Genomic DNA, 16,893 nt, shown 5'->3' on the forward strand with positions numbered 1-16,893 from the left:
AAAAAGGCCGTTTCATAGAAACGGCCTTTTTAAGTAATCACCCTATCTGATTATAACTTTACAGTAAAATAATCAAATCACTATATTTGTATTATATTTATAATAATAAGATATGGTCAATCTGGAATGGTATAGGACTTTTAAAGCAATTTATGAAACAGGGACACTTACAGGTGCTGCAGAGGCTTTGTATATCTCTCAGCCTGGAGTAAGTTTACATCTTAGTTCCCTTGAATCCTATGTGGGCTATAAGCTTTTTGACAGAACTTCCAGAAAAATGGTGTCTACAGAAAAAGGTAAAATACTCTACAATTTTATACAGGAAGCACTCTGTAAGCTAGAGTCCGCAGAACAGCATTTTCATAAAAGTACAGAAAAAGATACCCCAACCATTAGTATAGGTATGTGTTTCGAAACTTTTCAAATTACACTGGAACCTTATTTACCCGAACTCCCCTTTAATGTCATTATCAAATTTGGAGAGTACCCCCAAATGATCAGCGATTTGGACAGTGGTATCCTGGACCTGATCATTACTCCTCAAAAAGACAACAATAAAAACATCGAATACACCCCTTTTTCTAAAGAGCTCATTGTATTGGTTGCAGGAAAAACCACCGATACCCGGGGCTTTGAAATGTGTATGAATAATTCTATTGAACTTGAAAAATGGCTTAAACAACAAAAATGGTATGGAACTACAGGTGATATGGAACATCTAATCCGGTTTTGGCATGCTAACTTTAGCCGGCGCCCTGATTTTAAACCCAACTATATTGTTCCTAATTTAAATTCAATTGTTAGGTGTTTAACTGCAGGCGGTGGTTTTGCTGTAATTCCCGATTTTCTTTGTAAAAGGGAGATTGATAATGGAGATGTTAAATTAGTCTGGGAAGGTGACAAAAAAATTGAGAATACCCTATATTTTGGCAACCGGAAAAAGACGATCTACGAAAAAGAAATAAAATTAATCCAGCAAGTTTTCGAAAAAGAAATGACATAGGATTTATTCCACGCTTTGTCCTTCTACTCCCCTCATTCATCCAACTTTTAATTTCCGGATTCCCGTTCCTTTGTAATTAGACTTTTAAAAACAGATGTGTTCTAAGAGAACCATTCAGCTTTATAATTACAAAAATGAAAACAGAAGATATTCTTTACTGCCAAAACCTATTGTTTGGCCTTGCAGAAGATATTAAAAAAGACTTCAGGATAAAAACGCATAGTAAGGATCTTGAAAGTCAGTTCAAACGGTTTAATACAATAAATGATCGGGCCAAATCAATTCTTGAAAAAGCTTTAACGGATTATTTTACAGATACTTTATGGTCTGATCATGAATTTGATGAAGAGAAGCAACATCATCCTGATTTTAAAAAGGATTATTGGATTTGCGATTCTATAGATGGTGCAATTCATTTTCTTCAGGGTATTTGTCCCTGGTGCATGACCATTACTTTAATGAGAATGAGCGAACCCTTATTTACTATGGTTTACGAACCGGCAGCACAGGAATTCTTTTATGCAGTTAAAGATCAGGGAGCCTATCTTAATGGAGAAAAGCTTAATGTCTCCACAAAACATTTTTTAGGGCATGCCATTCTTGGAACTTCCCACCCAAATAACCTGGCAGGAGATGTGATTCATACAGGCCTTTTTCTAAAAGGTGTAAAACGAATTGCCAGGTCTGTATTTTTCTTTAGCATGCTTGGGCCTAGCTCCCTGCAACTGGCTTATGTGGCTTGTGGAAGACTGGATGGCTACTTTGAATATGGTTCGGATATATATGATTGGTTAGGCGGTGCTTTACTCGTTTGTGAGGCTGGCGGATCAATTACAGATGCGGCCGGAAGAAACCTTCAGTTTAATCGTAATGGAATTGTTGCAGCAAACCCTATTTTATCCAAAAAGCTCTTAAAATGTATTTGTGAATAGAATATTTCACTCATTTTCTTTCACATCCATTATTAACAAGCTAAAGGTCATTTAATAATTATTAAATATTTCTTTGTTTTAACGATTTAATAATTAGATTTGGTTTACCAATTAATTGGTAAACCAAATATTTGTATGAAGTCATTTATAGAAACTATTAAATCCATAGAAGTAGAATCTCCGGCAGATAAGATCATTGGTCAGCTTAAACAACTGATCACCTCAGGTCAGCTTCAGCCCGGAGACCGCTTACCTGCCGAGAGAGTTTTAGCCGAAAAGTTTGGTGTGGGAAGAAGTTATGTTCGTGAGGCCATTTTAAAATTAGAGTTTTATGGCCTGTTAAAAACCAATCCACAGAGTGGAACCTATGTTTCGGGCTTAAGTATTAAGGTCATGGACAGCATCATCACAGATGTGATTAAGTTTAATAAAGACGATTTCAATGCATTATTGGAAGCCAGATATTATTTGGAACTCGATGCCGTAAAACTGGCAGCAGAACGCCGAACTGAACAAGACCTCGAGAACCTGCGGGAGGCTCTATTGGATTATGAGAATAAAATCAATAACGGTCAGGATGCTGTTGAAGAGGATATGCTTTTTCACATCAAGATAGCTAAAGCCTCTAAAAATTCAGTTATTGAGTCTATGATACTGATCCTTATTCCGGACCTGATCAAAAATATTGTAGAAAATAAAATTTGTGGGGAGAATCGTGGAAAGCTGGCTATTCCTGAGCACAGAAGCATTTTAAAAGCAATTGAAGAACGAGATATAGATGCCGCTGAAAACGCACTTGCGGCCCATTTAAATGATATGTTCCAGATCAGCCAGGCTGGTTATAATGCTCAGAAAATAATTAATTCTGCACCCAATTGAGATTTGATCCTGAACTGAGAAAAATTTAATAATACACGTTTTATTTTAACCTTATGAACTGTCTGAATAAGCTGGTACTGTGTTTTTTTTGCCTAATTTTTCCTGTTGCTTTAAATGCACAGGTACATCCTAATATTATGCTCAGTAAAGCGAATGTTCCGGCAGTCAGAAAGGGAGTCCAGAACTATCCTCTGCTCAAGACCTCTTATAATAAAGTAAAGTCTGAGGCAGACAAAGCACTTAAAACTATAATAAATGTGCCCCAGCCTAAAGATGGCGGAGGTGGGGCTACACATGAACAGCACAAAAAAAACTATCTGGCGATTTTAAACTGCGGTTTAGCCTACCAAATCAGTGGTGATCAGAAATATGCAGATTACATTTCAAAACTGCTATTGACATATGCTGCTGAATATGAAAAATGGCCTTTGCATCCAAAACGAAAAGAAGGTCATGAAGGTGGAAAAATATTCTGGCAAAGCCTGAATGATTTTGTCTGGCAGGTTTATGTCATTCAGGGTTATGATCTGGTTTACGATGCCATTTCCCCATCTGACAGAAAAACAATTGAAACGCATTTGTTTTTACCAATGATGAAGTTTTTTACCGTAGACTGTAAACCTACTTTTGATAAGATTCACAACCATGGAACATGGAATATTGCCGCAGTAGGCATGACAGGTTATGTGTTAAACAAACCTGAGTATGTACAGATGGCCATTAAAGGTTCAGCTAAAGATGGTAAAACAGGCTATCTTGCACAGATCGATCAACTGTTTTCTCCTGACGGCTATTATACTGAAGGTCCATATTACCAACGTTATGCCCTATTGCCTTTTGTAATCTTTGCAAAAGCCATTCAGAACCATCAGCCTGAGCTTAAAATATTCCAGTACCGGAATCAGCTTTTATCTAAAGCAATCAGTACCTGCTTACAACTTACCTATACAGATGGTGCCTTTTTTCCAATTAATGACGCCATTAAAGATAAAACTTATGAGTCAGCAGAACTGGTTTATGGAGTAGATCTGGCGTATGCAGACATTAAAGCCCAACCTGAACTATTGGATGTTGCACAAAAACAACGTGAAGTCATTGTGTCTGATGCCGGCCTTAAAGTGGCAACAGATATAGCCCAGGGAAAGGCAAAACCATTCGTATATACTCCTCAGTTGATTACCGATGGCCCCTCTGGAAATGAAGGCGGACTTGGCATCCTCAGATATGGAAATAATGATGACCAGCAATGTCTCCTGTTCAAAGCTGCTTCTCAAGGCATGGGGCACGGACATTTTGATCGCCTGAATATTTTGTATTACGACAATGGTGTAGAAGTTTTTCCGGATTATGGCGCGGCCCGTTTTATTAATATTGAAGCCAAAAAAGGTGGGGATTATTTGCCGGAGAATAAAACCTGGGCCAAACAAACTATTGCCCACAACACCCTTGTTGTAGATCAGAGTTCCAACTTTAAAGCCAATGCAGATGCTGCGCAACAGCAGCATCCCGATATTCTCTATTTCAATGCCGATCCAAATCTACAGGTTATCAGTGCCAAAGAAACCAACGCTTATCCAGGTGTAGAAATGCTTAGGACAACTGCTCTGCTCAAAGTAAAGGAACTTGAGAAATCGCTCCTGTTGGATGTGTTCCAGGTTCATTCTGCAAAAGACCATCAGTATGACCTTCCTTTTTGGTATAAAGGTCACCTTGTCGATGCCTCCTTTAAATTAAACGGAAAAACAGATAATCTTAAGGCTTTGGGCACCAAATATGGATATGAACACCTATGGCTCAACAGCGAAGAAAGGGCGGCCAGTAATGGTGGCTATGTAACCATATTAAACAACAAACGGTTTTATACCACTCATTTTACGGCTGATTCTTCACTTATGGTCAAAGTACTATCCCTGGGTGCCAACGACCCTGATTTGAACCTTCTGGAGAGCAAGGCTTTTATGCTGACCGCTCCAAAGGTTAAGGACCAAACTTTTGTTAGTATTACAGAAGCCCATGGCCAGGTTAATTCTGTGAATGAAACAACTACTGGTGCATCCAGTACAGTTAGTGATCTGAAACTGATTTATTCCGATCAAAACCAGGTAAAGCTTTCTTTCAAAGTGAAAGGAAAAATCTATAGCTATCAAATCAATTATCAAAATAAAGAGAAATTTATACAACTAAACTAATAAAAGATGTTGCAAAGCGATTTATTCCAGATTGAATCAGAAACAGAATGGCAAGACCTTGGAAATGGCATAAAAAGACAAATTTTCGGTTATGATGAACAAATTATGCTCGTTAAAGCAAAATTTGAGGCAGAAGCGGTTGGCGTTTTACACGAACACTATCATGCACAGGTAACTTATGTTGAAAGTGGCGTGTTTGAAATGACCATTGGTGATGAAAAAAAGGTGATTAGAAAAGGTGATGGTTTTTATGCTCCACCCCATGTGTTTCATGGTTGTGTATGTATAGAGCCGGGAATTTTAATAGATGTATTTAGTCCGCACCGGGAAGATTTTTTATAGTATTAAGAGCTAACCTAAATATAGACTAAAATGAAAAGATTATTTGTAATGATCTGCCTGATTTGGGCGGGACAGAAAAGTATTGCCCAAGAAATCAAGAAAGTGGAATATCCACAAGGCTATACAGAACAATTAAACATTATATATACGAAAGTCAATGACTGGGAAGGAAAGCTGGATTTGTACCTTCCCCCCGCCCAGGGAAAAGCTTCTCCCCTGGTCATCAATATTCATGGCGGTGGCTGGAACAAAGGCACAAAGGAATCTCAGACAGGTTTTAGCAGTTTCTTTAAAAAAGGTTATGCAGTTGCCAATATAGAATACCGTCTTACCGGACAGACAACCGCTCCAGCAGCTATTGAAGATACCCGTTGCGCCCTAATCTATATTCTAAAGAATGCAAAACAGCTGAATGTAGACCCTGACAAAATTGTAATCATGGGCAGTTCAGCCGGTGCACATCTTGCCTTAATGGGTGGTTTAATGGAAAACAGTCACCTGTTCGATTCAAATTGTAAAGGCACAGAAAACATAAAAGTGGCTGCAATAATTGATAAATATGGCATTACTGACGTTTGGGACTGGGGTTATGGGGTACATAAAACAAGCAAATCAGCAACCAGCTGGTTGGGTACTAAAGCTAAAGATCAGGACTTTGCGAAATCTGTCTCGCCACTTTACCAGATCAAAAGAACAAGCCCTCCAACCTTTATTGTACATGGTGATGCAGATCCCATTGTTCCATATGAACAATCAGTCGCCCTTAAAGCTAAACTGGACGAAATGGGGGTGAAAAATGAGTTTATGACAGTAAAAGATGGACAGCATGGTAAGTTCAGCCCAGAAGACAACAAAGAAATGAACACCAGAATCATGGCCTTTCTCAAAGGACTCGGATTATAAACCAAAAACAGGATGAAAGTTAAAGGACTGAGATGGTACATTATTGCACTGATTGCCCTGGCTACGGTGATCAATTACATAGACCGAAGTGCAATTAACATTATGTGGCCTTATATCTATAAGGAATTTGGAATTGCAGATGTGGACAATAAAAACGCGCTTGCACTCATTACTACCTTTTTCATGATTGCTTACGCATTAGGGCAGACTTTTACAGGTAAACTGATGGACATTGTAGGTACCAGACTGGGGATGACCATTTCTATTATTGGATGGAGCATTTCTATTGCATTGCATTCTTTGGCAAGGTCCATGATGTCTTTTAATATCTTCAGGTTTATGCTTGGCTTTAGTGAAGCCGGGAATTGGCCCGGAGCGACCAAAAGTAATGCCGAATGGTTCCCAGCCAAAGAACGGGCTATTGCTCAGGGAATTTTTGGAGCTGGCGCTTCCCTTGGTTCGGTGATTTCAGCTCCTGTCATTGCCCTGCTGTATGTTGCTTTTGGATGGAAAATGACTTTTGTATTAATTGCAGTTTTAGGCCTCATCTGGATCATTCCCTGGTTGTTTATCAATAAAGCCAATCCAGATAAACATCCCTGGCTAACAGAAAAGGAACGGGATCATATCCTTGATGTCAAAACAGAGAAAAATATACAGAATGACACTGCCCCGGTACTCAACTGGAAAGCTTTGCTTCGTTTTAGAAATACCTGGGGTATCATTATGAGCAGGTTCTTTATTGATCCGGTGTGGTGGCTTTTTGTTACCTGGTTGCCAACCTTTTTAAAGGAGCAGTTTCTGTTTGACATCAAACAAATTGGCGCATTCACCTGGCTTCCCTATCTATTTGCTGCAGCTGGCAGCTTAATAGGCGGTTATTACTCCTCCAGACAGATCAAAAAAGGAATAACAGCAGTAAAGGCCAGAAAGAATGCTATTGCCATAGGTTGTTCCCTGATGCTGCTCTCTTTGCTGGCCATTGTTTACTTTCTGAATAACCTTAAAGATACACCAACATTAGCTATGGTACTTATTGGGTGTACACTTTTTGGTTTTCAGTTTCTTATTGGCAACATACAGACACTTCCAAGCGACTATTTTAATGGAAAAAATGTAGGAACTGTGGCGGGTATGGGCGGTACTGCTGCTGTGGCGGGTACTTTACTGAGTACATGGGCGGTCCCGGTACTCACCAAAACCAGTTACCATTCCTTTTTTATACTAGCCGCGATTCTGGTACCGGTAACCTGGATTTGCATAAAATATATAACATCAAAAAAATAAATTTAAAATCTTTCTTATGCGTTTAAAAAACAAAGTCGCAATTGTTACAGGTGGTTCCAGAGATATAGGTCGGGCCGTTTCTTTACAACTGGCCAAAGAAGGTGCCAAGGTCGTCATTAATTATTTAAGCAATATTGATAATGCCAACCAGACACTAGAACTCATTGAAGCACAAGGCGGAACGGCTGTCCTGGTTAAGGCAGATGTCACCAAAGCAGCTGAGGTGGATCAGTTGATTGAAGCCTCCAGAAAAGCCTTTGGGACAAAAATAGATATTCTTGTAAATGTTGCGGGCGGAATGGTAGCCCGTAAACTGACAGCTGAGCTGGACGAAACTTTTTGGGACCAGGTAATGGATTTAAACCTAAAAAGTGTCTTCCTGGTCTCTAAAGCTACTATTCCTCACATGTCATCTGGTGGATCTATCATTAACCTCTCTTCGCTTGCCGGCCGGGACGGTGGCGGGCCTGGCGCAAGTGCTTACGCTACCGCCAAAGGTGGCGTGATGACTTATACCCGTTCCCTGGCCAAGGAACTGGGACCTAAAAACATCCGGGTAAATGCAGTGCTTCCGGGTATGATCGCTACAACCTTTCACGATACTTTCAGTAAACCTGAAGTCAGGGTCAACGTGGCTAATGCGGCACTCCTAAAGCGGGAAGGTCAAGCAAGCGAAGTCGCAGACCTGATCACTTATCTGGCTTCAGATGAATCCAGTTATATCACTGGAAATAATATAGATATAAATGGGGGCTTAAATTTTTCCTAGACATATTCATGGGGCCGGATACCGGCCCTTCTATTCCTTTACCATTTAAAATTTATAAGTTTTCCTGAAAAGGAGCCGACTGCCGTAATCAGAAATATTGCCAAGCAGCAAACCTAACCAAACCAAATATAAACCGAAATAATTATGAATACGAAAGTTTACATACAAGGCATTTTGCTTGTACTGTTATGCTGTTTTCTATTCTTTAAACCAGCATTTTCCCAGAACAGATTTAAAATTCAGGGAACAATTAAAACGGCAGACGGGTCTCCATTACCCGGTGCCTCTATAAAAGTAAAAGACTCAAGACAAGGCGTGGTTTCCGATGCAAAAGGCGAATTCAGCATCAATGCCGAGAACGGACAACTGTTGCTAATCAACTACCTGGGTTATCAGCCGCAAGCTTATTCTGTTACGAAAAATGAAAAAATAACCATTACACTTCAGGAACTGCCAAATACAATGGAGACCGTAGTGGTTATTGGTTATGGCACCCAGAGAAAATCATCTGTTACAGGTGCGGTAAGCAAATTAAAAAATGATAATCTTGACGAAATCCCTACCTCAAGACTGGATAATGCCTTAATTGGCAAAATAGCTGGTGTAGCCATCCAAAATGTCAGCTCCGAAGTAGGTGCAGATCCGGTAGTCCGGGTAAGAGGTTTTAGCTCTATTAGTGCAAGCGCTCAGCCTCTGGTGGTGGTAGATGGTTATCCGGTACCAGATGGACTTTCTTTTGTCAATCCTCAGGATGTTGAATCTATAGAGGTCCTCAAAGATGCGGCTTCCAGCGCAATCTATGGGTCCAGGGCAGCAAACGGTGTTATTTTAATCACCACAAAGAGTGGGGTTTCAGATAAACCCCGATATACTTTTAAATCTTATTACGGATTTAAAAAGCCCTATAAGCTCAATCCCATTATGACCATCACGGACTACACCAATCTGCTTTTTACAGAAGCTGCCATGAGGAACAACGACCCCACAGTTCCGGCCTCCGGTAAAAACCTGATCACTCCGCCAGAACGGGCAGCCTATATTATTGAAAATCAAATCAGCGGAGTGCCAACCGACTGGCAACAGGAAGCATTGCAGGATGCCAGTATAAAAAACGTTCAGTTTGGTATCTCAGGTGGAAAAAAAGAACTACGTTATTATATATCGGCAAGCGGACAAAAGGACCAGGCCATTTTAAAATATAACGACAACAGCAGGCTCAATGTCAAAACCAAACTCGATGGAAGTTTGGGTAAAAAGGTTACCTTCAGCATCAACTTTAATCCTTCCTATATTAAAACCCAGAGACCGGCCGTAAACTTTACAGATTACTTCCGGTTTGGTTCTTTTCTTCCGGTTTATCACAACGATTTTACAGCAGCATACGTGCACCAGAATGCACAATGGGCAAGCATTTTGCCAGGAGATTTTGTACAGGCCCGCCACTTTAATGGTTTACAATATACTGGCACCATGCCCGACGGATCTTTATGGGCCAGCAGTGGTCCGGTAGAACCTTTTGCGACCAGTAACAATACGCCTCTTTCTATCGCCGCACGGGAAAGCCGTAACCAGGAAACCTACAGAATGTTAGGTGGCGGTGATCTGAGCATCAAAATTTTACCTGAGCTGACTTTTAAAACCTCTATTGGTGGTTATTATAACCAACAGGAAAATACGACCTTAACCAGATCAGGTGCAAGAAAAGATGGAGATGTAAATGAAGCAACCATCTACACCCGTCAATATCTGGACCTTTTGTTTGAAAATACTTTAAACTACAGTCTTAAAAAAGGAAATCACAGTTTTACCGGTTTACTCGGTTTTACAACCCAGCAAACCAGGATTAAGGAATCTAACATGGTAGGAAGAAACTTTCCCACAGAAACCTTTGAAACCCTTAACCAGGCGGGCCAGATTGACCAGGCCTTGACCAATACCTTAAAGGACCGGATTGGTTTGATCTCCTATTTAGGCCGGGTAACTTACGATTATAAAGACAAGTACCTTTTAACGGCAAGCTTCAGAACAGATGGAAGTTCATATTTTGCCAAGGGACAAAAATATGGATCTTTTCCTGCCATATCCGCAGGATGGGGAATTGCCAAAGAACCTTTTATGAAGAAAGTACCCTGGATCAGTAATATGAAATTAAGGGCAAGTTATGGCGCAACCGGAAATAATAAAATTCAAAGCTTTGCATTTACCAATTTACTTTATCCAGGTAATTATTCTTTTGGAAGTGGTACGGGCTCGGTTAATCTTGGACTATCTCCCAACAGCGATATGCTCGCCAATCCTAACATCACCTGGGAAAGAACATTCGAATACAATTCGGGTTTAGATCTTGGCTTTTTAAATGACCGTTTTACCCTTACCATGGAGTATTACAGTTCATTAACAGACCGTCTTCTGTATAAACAAGCCACACCTTCCTTTAGCGGTTCTTTTGAATACATTAACAATGCAGGAAAAATCAGAAATCATGGTTTTGAGATAGAACTGTCGTCCAATAACTTTAAAACCCCCAAATTTCAATGGATAACTTCGCTCAACTTCTCAGCAAACCGCAATAAACTCCTAGAACTGGGCGGAGAACCTTTTCAGTATAATTATGGTGAAAGGAATGAAATTTACGCTGCAATTGTCGGACAGCCCGCCATACAGTTTTTTGGGTACAAGACAGACGGAATCTGGACTTCACAAGCTCAAATTGATGCCGCCAAAGCAGCAGGCCAAACTTCTACCCTGTCTAAATATTATCAGGCAGGGGGATTGAAATTTGTAGATGTCAATGGCGACAACAAAATCGACATCAACGACAGGACCACCTTGGGCAGTCCTTTTCCAGACTTTACCTGGGGAATAAACAACTCTTTTAAGTATAAAGGCTTTGACTTAAACATACTATTGCAGGGTGTGCAGGGTGGCAAAGTAATCAACGGAGATGCCAATTACAATGAATCAAGAAGGTATAACCTCAACTTTAATCAGAACCGTTGGGTAAGTGCGGCATATCCTGGCGATGGAAAAACACCCTACTATACCAATGGAGAAAACTGGCTGTTAACAGATTATGTCCTGGAAGATGCCTCCTACGCTTCCATTCGAAATATCATTCTGGGCTATACTTTCCCCCAAAAATGGTCTAAAAAATTAGGTGTAAATGGGATCAGATTGTACAGTTCTGTCGATAACCTGCTCTATCTGATGGGGAGGTCCTACCGGGGGATTAACCCGGAAGCAAGGGCAACTACTTCCCAATACTCCTCCCCTTTAATTGATGGTTATCAAAGGGGTGCATTTCCTATCGCAAGGACATACACCCTTGGAATAGACGTTAATTTCTAATCAAAAAAATGAAGTTATGAAAACAATAAGCCTAAAATACATCACTGCCGGACTGTTCATGTTGACCAGCTTGAGCGCCTGTAAAAAGATTATTGATGTGGATCCAATTTCCAATGTTGGGGTTGATAAATTCTATACTAACTATGAGGAAACCAGGACGGCACTTACCGGAAGTTATTTCGGGATGCAAAAACCTCTTGAATATGAATGGATGCTAACTGAACTGCGCAGTGACAATTCCAAACAAGGTGTGCCAAACAGTACATCCTCCATTAATGTCGAATTTAATGAACTGGATATGTTTACCTTAAACACTGCACATGATAAAGTTTATCAATACTGGCTATCAACTTATAAAAACATACGCTCTATCAATTACGTCTTAAGAAGCCTTGGTGCAAAGTTTGAAGACGGAAAAATAACTATTGGAGAGGGAAAGGCCAAAATGACGGCCCAACAAAAAAATCAATTGGCTGGAGAAGCCCTTTTTCTTCGGGCCTATCATTATTTCAATCTGGTCAGGCTTTATGGAGGCGTTTTTATGATTACTGAGCCTGTAGATCCAGAACAATCAAAAAAAATACAAAGAAATACCTTACAGGAGTGTTACGTCTTGATTAAGGCCGATTTACTTGCCGCCAAAGACCTTCTGCCTGCCACACCCTATCAAAATGCCAGCAATCCGGACCTGGGCCGAGCAACCAGCTGGGCCGCAAAAGCCCTTCTTGCAAAAGTTTATCTGACTACAAATGAAAAATCCAGTGCTTTGCCCTTACTGGATGAAGTGATCAGCAACAGTGGCCATGGCTTACTGCCCTCTTATGCAGATGTATTTTCGATTAACAATGAAATGAACAAGGAAATCATTTTTGCAGTCAGATTTAAAGCCGGCGGTTTTGGCCTGGGTTCTTTAATGGCCAATAATTTCGCACCAACATCCAGCGGCAGTTCCATTATAAACGGTGACGGGTCTGGCTACAATTATCCGACCAATGATCTGGATGCAACTTATAAAACACCGGTATTAGGAACCGACCAAAGAAAAGGCGTTACGATGGCAAAGTACAATTCCAAGCTGTATGTAAGAAAATTTCTTTCCCAGGTGCTGGTTAAATTTGATGCTGAAAATGATTTTCCCGTGATCCGGTTTTCTGATGTGTTGTTAATGAAAGCTGAAGCACTGGGTTTTAATGGCGTTGACGGAACATCGGTTAACCTGATTAATCAGGTGAGAGAAAGAGCCGGGGCGGGTAATTATGCCTCAGGAGATTTTAATGCGGGCTTTTACAAATATCCTTCAGATCCAGCTGTACCTGCCGCTATTACCAACGATGCAGGCTTTATCAGTGCCCTGCTTAATGAGCGCAGGCTGGAAATGGCGTTTGAGAACCAGCGCTACTTTGATCTGGTCCGATCTGGACAAGCTGTAGCCATCATCAAAAATCATTTTGCTATAGAGTTTGACAGTCACTACAAAGCGTACCGGCCTGCATTTACCTTGTCAGAGCTCCAGTCCAATGTTACTGCTAACCGGTTATTGCTGCCCATACCACAAAGGGAACTGGACACCAATGATCAGCTTTCCATACCTCAAAACCCTGGTTATTAATTTACATAAAATCAAATTAATATGAAGATCAAATCTATTTTAACTTTAGTAACCTTTGCCCTTGCACTAATGCTAATGATTTCCTGTAAAAAGGATAAGGAAGCGGCCAATGTTCCTGACGATTTTATGAGTAAAGCGTTTAGTTTTAATACTGCCACCAAACAAATCAGTCCTGATGCATCAATTAAGGCCACGCTGAATTCTCCAACGGGAATCCGTTTATTGTATTGTTATCTGGTGCGGTCCAATACAACCGACTCGCTATTATATATTGCGACCCCTTCTTCCGCGCAGCAGAATCAGTATGAATTAAGTATTCCTCCAGATACATACTCCAACACCAAAATGCAGGATGTAAAAGGCATTAGGGTAATGGTTAAACATTTAGATAACAGTTCTTTTGAAGGTTTTATTAAAGTAACAGCCTTTACCCCACCCCTTCCTAAAATCGAAAATGTGCCCGCCTCAGGGCTGCCGGATCTAAACGGAAAAATGAATATTACCGGTAAAGCAAGTTCCGAAAATGGCCTAAAACAAATTGAGTTTTATGACGATGCCACCGGCAGTTTTAGTCTGGCCGATAAAATTAGTATTGCTGACAATGCAAAAAGCTATAACCTTAACTATGTGTATACCTACCGTAAAAATGCGGCAAATCTAAAAGTAGTTGTTGTAGATAATTTTAACCTTAGTGCAGAAGCATTGATTAAAATCCCATTAAGGTCCTACGTACTCTACCCGGATCTGACAATGATGGCCAATGGCACCGCCAGTGCCCCATCTACCAATAGCTTCTTCGTTGGAGAAACCGGAACTTTATTGGGCAGCTGTAACATTAGTGGTCAGGAAACAAAAATGGATTTTTTAACTTATTGTACCAGTACATCTGTTTTTACACTGTACGTACCAACGAATGTCAGCTCTATAGCAAAAAATTATAAATGTGGCACCCTATCCTGGGACCCCAATACAGCAGATCTTAAGGCAAGCCGCTTCAGGGTTTTGGTTCCGGGCAGTACCGATGCAGACCGTATTTATGCAGCCTATGCAGCCAATACCATTACCGTGTTGAATGATGATTTTTTTGGTTCACTTGCAGTACCAAACGGAAACACCGCTAAATTTGATGCAGTTGTTGCCAATCAGGCGGCTACAGTGTTCAATACCAGTACAGCTTATTTGATATGGATCAGAGTGCCCAAAACAGATGGCAGTTTCACCAATCAGCTGATGAGGGTTAAAGAAGTAAATATTGCTTCGACAGCTGCCCTTTCCACAATGAAATTTGATATTATGGTCTCAAAATAAAAACAGATGAAATTATTAAACATCATCATCCTGGTAGGCATAGCTCTTCGTGCCAACTCGGCCACAATTCCAGTAAAAAATACTCAGGAATTAAAAGAAGCTATGACTGGTATAAGGCCCGGTGACACATTGGTCCTTCAAAATAAAGAATGGAAAGACGCAGCTCTTCAGCTTAAAGGAATAGGTACGGCTCAAAAACCAATTGTCATCAGAGCTGAAAGTCCTGGAGGTGTAGTCTTTAGCGGTAATTCTTATGTACAACTGGGTGGAGAATACCTGGTCTTTTCTGGTTTCCATTTCAAAAATGGCTACAGTCCCAAAAGAGAAGTAATTTCCTTTAGGATAGACAACAAAACACTGGCAAACCATTGCAGGGTGACGGGAATTGTGATAGAAAATTACAGTCAACCGGAACGCTTTAAAACAGATAGCTGGTTGACCTTGTATGGAAAGCACAACCGCATCGACCATTCTACTTTCGGGAATAAGCTCAATGCAGGACCATTGCTCATCGCCGAACTGGATGATGAAAGAAGTCAGCAAAACGAGCATCAGATAGATAGCAACTATTTTAAAGGAAGAACCCGTTTTGGCTCAAATGGTGGCGAAACCATTCGAATTGGTGTATCAAGATATTCATTAACAGCTTCCAGGACACATATTGTACACAATTACTTTGAACATTGTAATGGTGAAGTTGAAATCGTTTCCATCAAATCAGGTGAAAATGTAGTGAGTTTTAACACTTTTTTTGAATGCGAGGGTGGTTTGGTTTTACGTCACGGATCGGGCAATATCGTTGAAGGGAACTTGTTCGTAGGAAACAATAAACCTTATACTGGAGGTGTCAGGGTGATCAATCCAAAACAAAAAGTATTGAATAACGTTTTCTTCCAGCTGCGGGGTACACAGTTCAGGGCGGCACTTTCAGTGTTAAATGGTGTGCCCAATTCTCTCATCAACCGTTATTACCAGGTTACTGATGCAGATATTGAGCGAAACACTTTTATTGACTGCAGCAGCGTTCTGTTTGGAGCTGGCAAAGATGCCGAAAGAACTTTATCTCCGCAAAAGGTCTCTTTTAAAAACAACCTGATTATTAATCACTCAAAACAGCTCTATGAGGACGCCAATCAGGATAAGGGCATACAATTTCATCAGAATGCAGTTAGCAGTTCATTTAAAGGTCAGCTGCCTGAGGGATTTATCCGGAAGGCTTTTGTTCAGTTGAATAAAGGAGAATTAACCTTGCCTTACGATGAGAAGGCCGGAGCAAATCTCCCGCAACTTTCTTTTATTACAAAATCTGAGACCGGAGCCCAATGGTACCAGCCTGAAATTTTACCTTCACGGTCTGCGGCACAAGTCTATAAAGTTTCAGCCGCTCAAGCCGGTGATCTCCCTTCTATCGTATCAAAATCATTATCCGGAGATACTATTTTGCTAACAGAAAGCACAAACTATCTGATGAAAGAAAGCTTGATCATAGATAAACCCCTGATCATTCAAGCCGCTTCTGGCCTGAAGAAGAGACCTGTACTGGTTAATGGAAGCTTCAAATCCATTCCGGCCTTTATAATCATTGAGAACGGCGGCGCATTGAAGGTAAAGGGCCTTGCTTTTAAAGGGGCTTATGAAAGTTATGGGAATGTAGAATCAGGTATCATGTCATCAGAAGAACCTATGAACAAGCCTTATGTACTTAAAGTAGATGGCTGTGAATTTTTTGATTTCAATGAAAGTACACAAAGCGGTTTTAAAGGTTCCAAAGGAACCCTGGCAGACAGTTTACTTTTTCAGAATTCTATTTTTCATCATATGTCAGGATCAGGAATTAACCTGGCAACAGAAAAAGATGATAAAGGAATTTATAATGCCGAATATACAATTATTCGTAATTGCATATTCAGTAATTTATTGGGCTCGGCCATCAATGTATACCGGGGCGGAAATGATGAAAGTACTTTGGGTCCCTTTGTTACTATAGACCATTGTACCTTCAATGAGGTGGAAAACAGGGAACAGGGCACAGTAATCAGGCTGATTGGTGCACAACAGGCAGACGTTAAAAATTGTTTGTTTTCAGAAAGTGGTCAGGGCGGACGTTCTGTTCAATTCCAGGAATATCGCTGGGATAAGATTTCTGTCGATCATTGTAATTTTTATGCCTCAGGAAAAATAGAATCCTTTTACAATAAGGCGGCTGGAAAAGCCATTTTTTCTGTTAAACCAATTTATAAAAACGCAAAAACATTAGATTTCAGATTAATGAATGCTTTGCCCAAAGCAAAAGACGGGACAGCATTAGGTGCAAATTTTTAATA

Annotated in this window: 12 protein-coding genes; all 12 read left to right on the forward strand. The window is 40.4% G+C overall.

The genetic code is table 11. The features are described 5' to 3' along the window. The first annotated feature begins 112 nt into the window (after positions 1 to 112). The 12 genes from B0O44_RS02370 (at position 113) to B0O44_RS02425 (ending at position 16,891) form a co-directional block, all read left to right on the forward strand. Positions 113 to 1,003 (forward strand): LysR family transcriptional regulator, encoded by an 891-nt coding sequence (locus B0O44_RS02370; RefSeq protein WP_110827089.1) that lies wholly within the window; start codon positions 113 to 115, stop codon positions 1,001 to 1,003. A 134-nt stretch (positions 1,004 to 1,137) separates the two neighbouring features. Beyond that, positions 1,138 to 1,935, forward strand: a complete 798-nt coding sequence (locus B0O44_RS02375) for an inositol monophosphatase family protein (RefSeq protein WP_110827090.1) — start codon at positions 1,138 to 1,140, stop codon at positions 1,933 to 1,935. 135 nt (positions 1,936 to 2,070) lie between these two features. After that, the gene (locus B0O44_RS02380) at positions 2,071 to 2,814 is read left to right on the forward strand and encodes a FadR/GntR family transcriptional regulator (protein WP_110827091.1); all 744 of its coding nucleotides are present in this window, start codon (positions 2,071 to 2,073) and stop codon (positions 2,812 to 2,814) included. Positions 2,815 to 2,867: 53 nt separating this feature from the next. Then, a complete protein-coding gene (locus B0O44_RS02385; RefSeq protein ID WP_110827092.1) occupies positions 2,868 to 5,003 on the forward strand; it encodes a heparinase II/III domain-containing protein in 2,136 nt (711 codons plus the stop codon). A gap of 6 nt (positions 5,004 to 5,009) precedes the next feature. Next, the gene (locus B0O44_RS02390) at positions 5,010 to 5,345 is read left to right on the forward strand and encodes a cupin domain-containing protein (RefSeq protein ID WP_110827093.1); all 336 of its coding nucleotides are present in this window, start codon (positions 5,010 to 5,012) and stop codon (positions 5,343 to 5,345) included. 30 nt (positions 5,346 to 5,375) lie between these two features. Beyond that, complete coding sequence (locus tag B0O44_RS02395) at positions 5,376 to 6,248, forward strand: alpha/beta hydrolase (RefSeq protein ID WP_110827094.1); 873 nt, start codon at positions 5,376 to 5,378, stop codon at positions 6,246 to 6,248. A gap of 12 nt (positions 6,249 to 6,260) precedes the next feature. Continuing rightward, positions 6,261 to 7,535 (forward strand): MFS transporter, encoded by a 1,275-nt coding sequence (locus B0O44_RS02400; RefSeq protein ID WP_110827095.1) that lies wholly within the window; start codon positions 6,261 to 6,263, stop codon positions 7,533 to 7,535. A 16-nt stretch (positions 7,536 to 7,551) separates the two neighbouring features. Continuing rightward, positions 7,552 to 8,304: an SDR family NAD(P)-dependent oxidoreductase gene (locus B0O44_RS02405; RefSeq protein ID WP_110827096.1), complete on the forward strand. Its 753-nt coding sequence runs from the start codon at positions 7,552 to 7,554 to the stop codon at positions 8,302 to 8,304. A gap of 144 nt (positions 8,305 to 8,448) precedes the next feature. Further along, positions 8,449 to 11,652, forward strand: coding sequence for a SusC/RagA family TonB-linked outer membrane protein (locus tag B0O44_RS02410; RefSeq protein WP_110827097.1), 3,204 nt, complete (start codon positions 8,449 to 8,451; stop codon positions 11,650 to 11,652). Between the two features lie 16 nt (positions 11,653 to 11,668). Continuing rightward, entirely contained in the window at positions 11,669 to 13,261 is a 1,593-nt protein-coding gene (locus B0O44_RS02415; RefSeq protein ID WP_110827098.1) for a RagB/SusD family nutrient uptake outer membrane protein, read from the forward strand. Between the two features lie 21 nt (positions 13,262 to 13,282). Further along, positions 13,283 to 14,569, forward strand: coding sequence for a hypothetical protein (locus B0O44_RS02420; protein ID WP_110827099.1), 1,287 nt, complete (start codon positions 13,283 to 13,285; stop codon positions 14,567 to 14,569). 6 nt (positions 14,570 to 14,575) lie between these two features. Then, on the forward strand, positions 14,576 to 16,891 hold the full coding sequence (locus tag B0O44_RS02425) for a chondroitinase-B domain-containing protein (RefSeq protein WP_110827100.1): 2,316 nt from the start codon (positions 14,576 to 14,578) through the stop codon (positions 16,889 to 16,891). Positions 16,892 to 16,893: the final 2 nt, after the last annotated feature.

This window comes from Pedobacter nutrimenti, from assembly GCF_003208655.1.
Classification (GTDB): domain Bacteria; phylum Bacteroidota; class Bacteroidia; order Sphingobacteriales; family Sphingobacteriaceae; genus Pedobacter; species Pedobacter nutrimenti.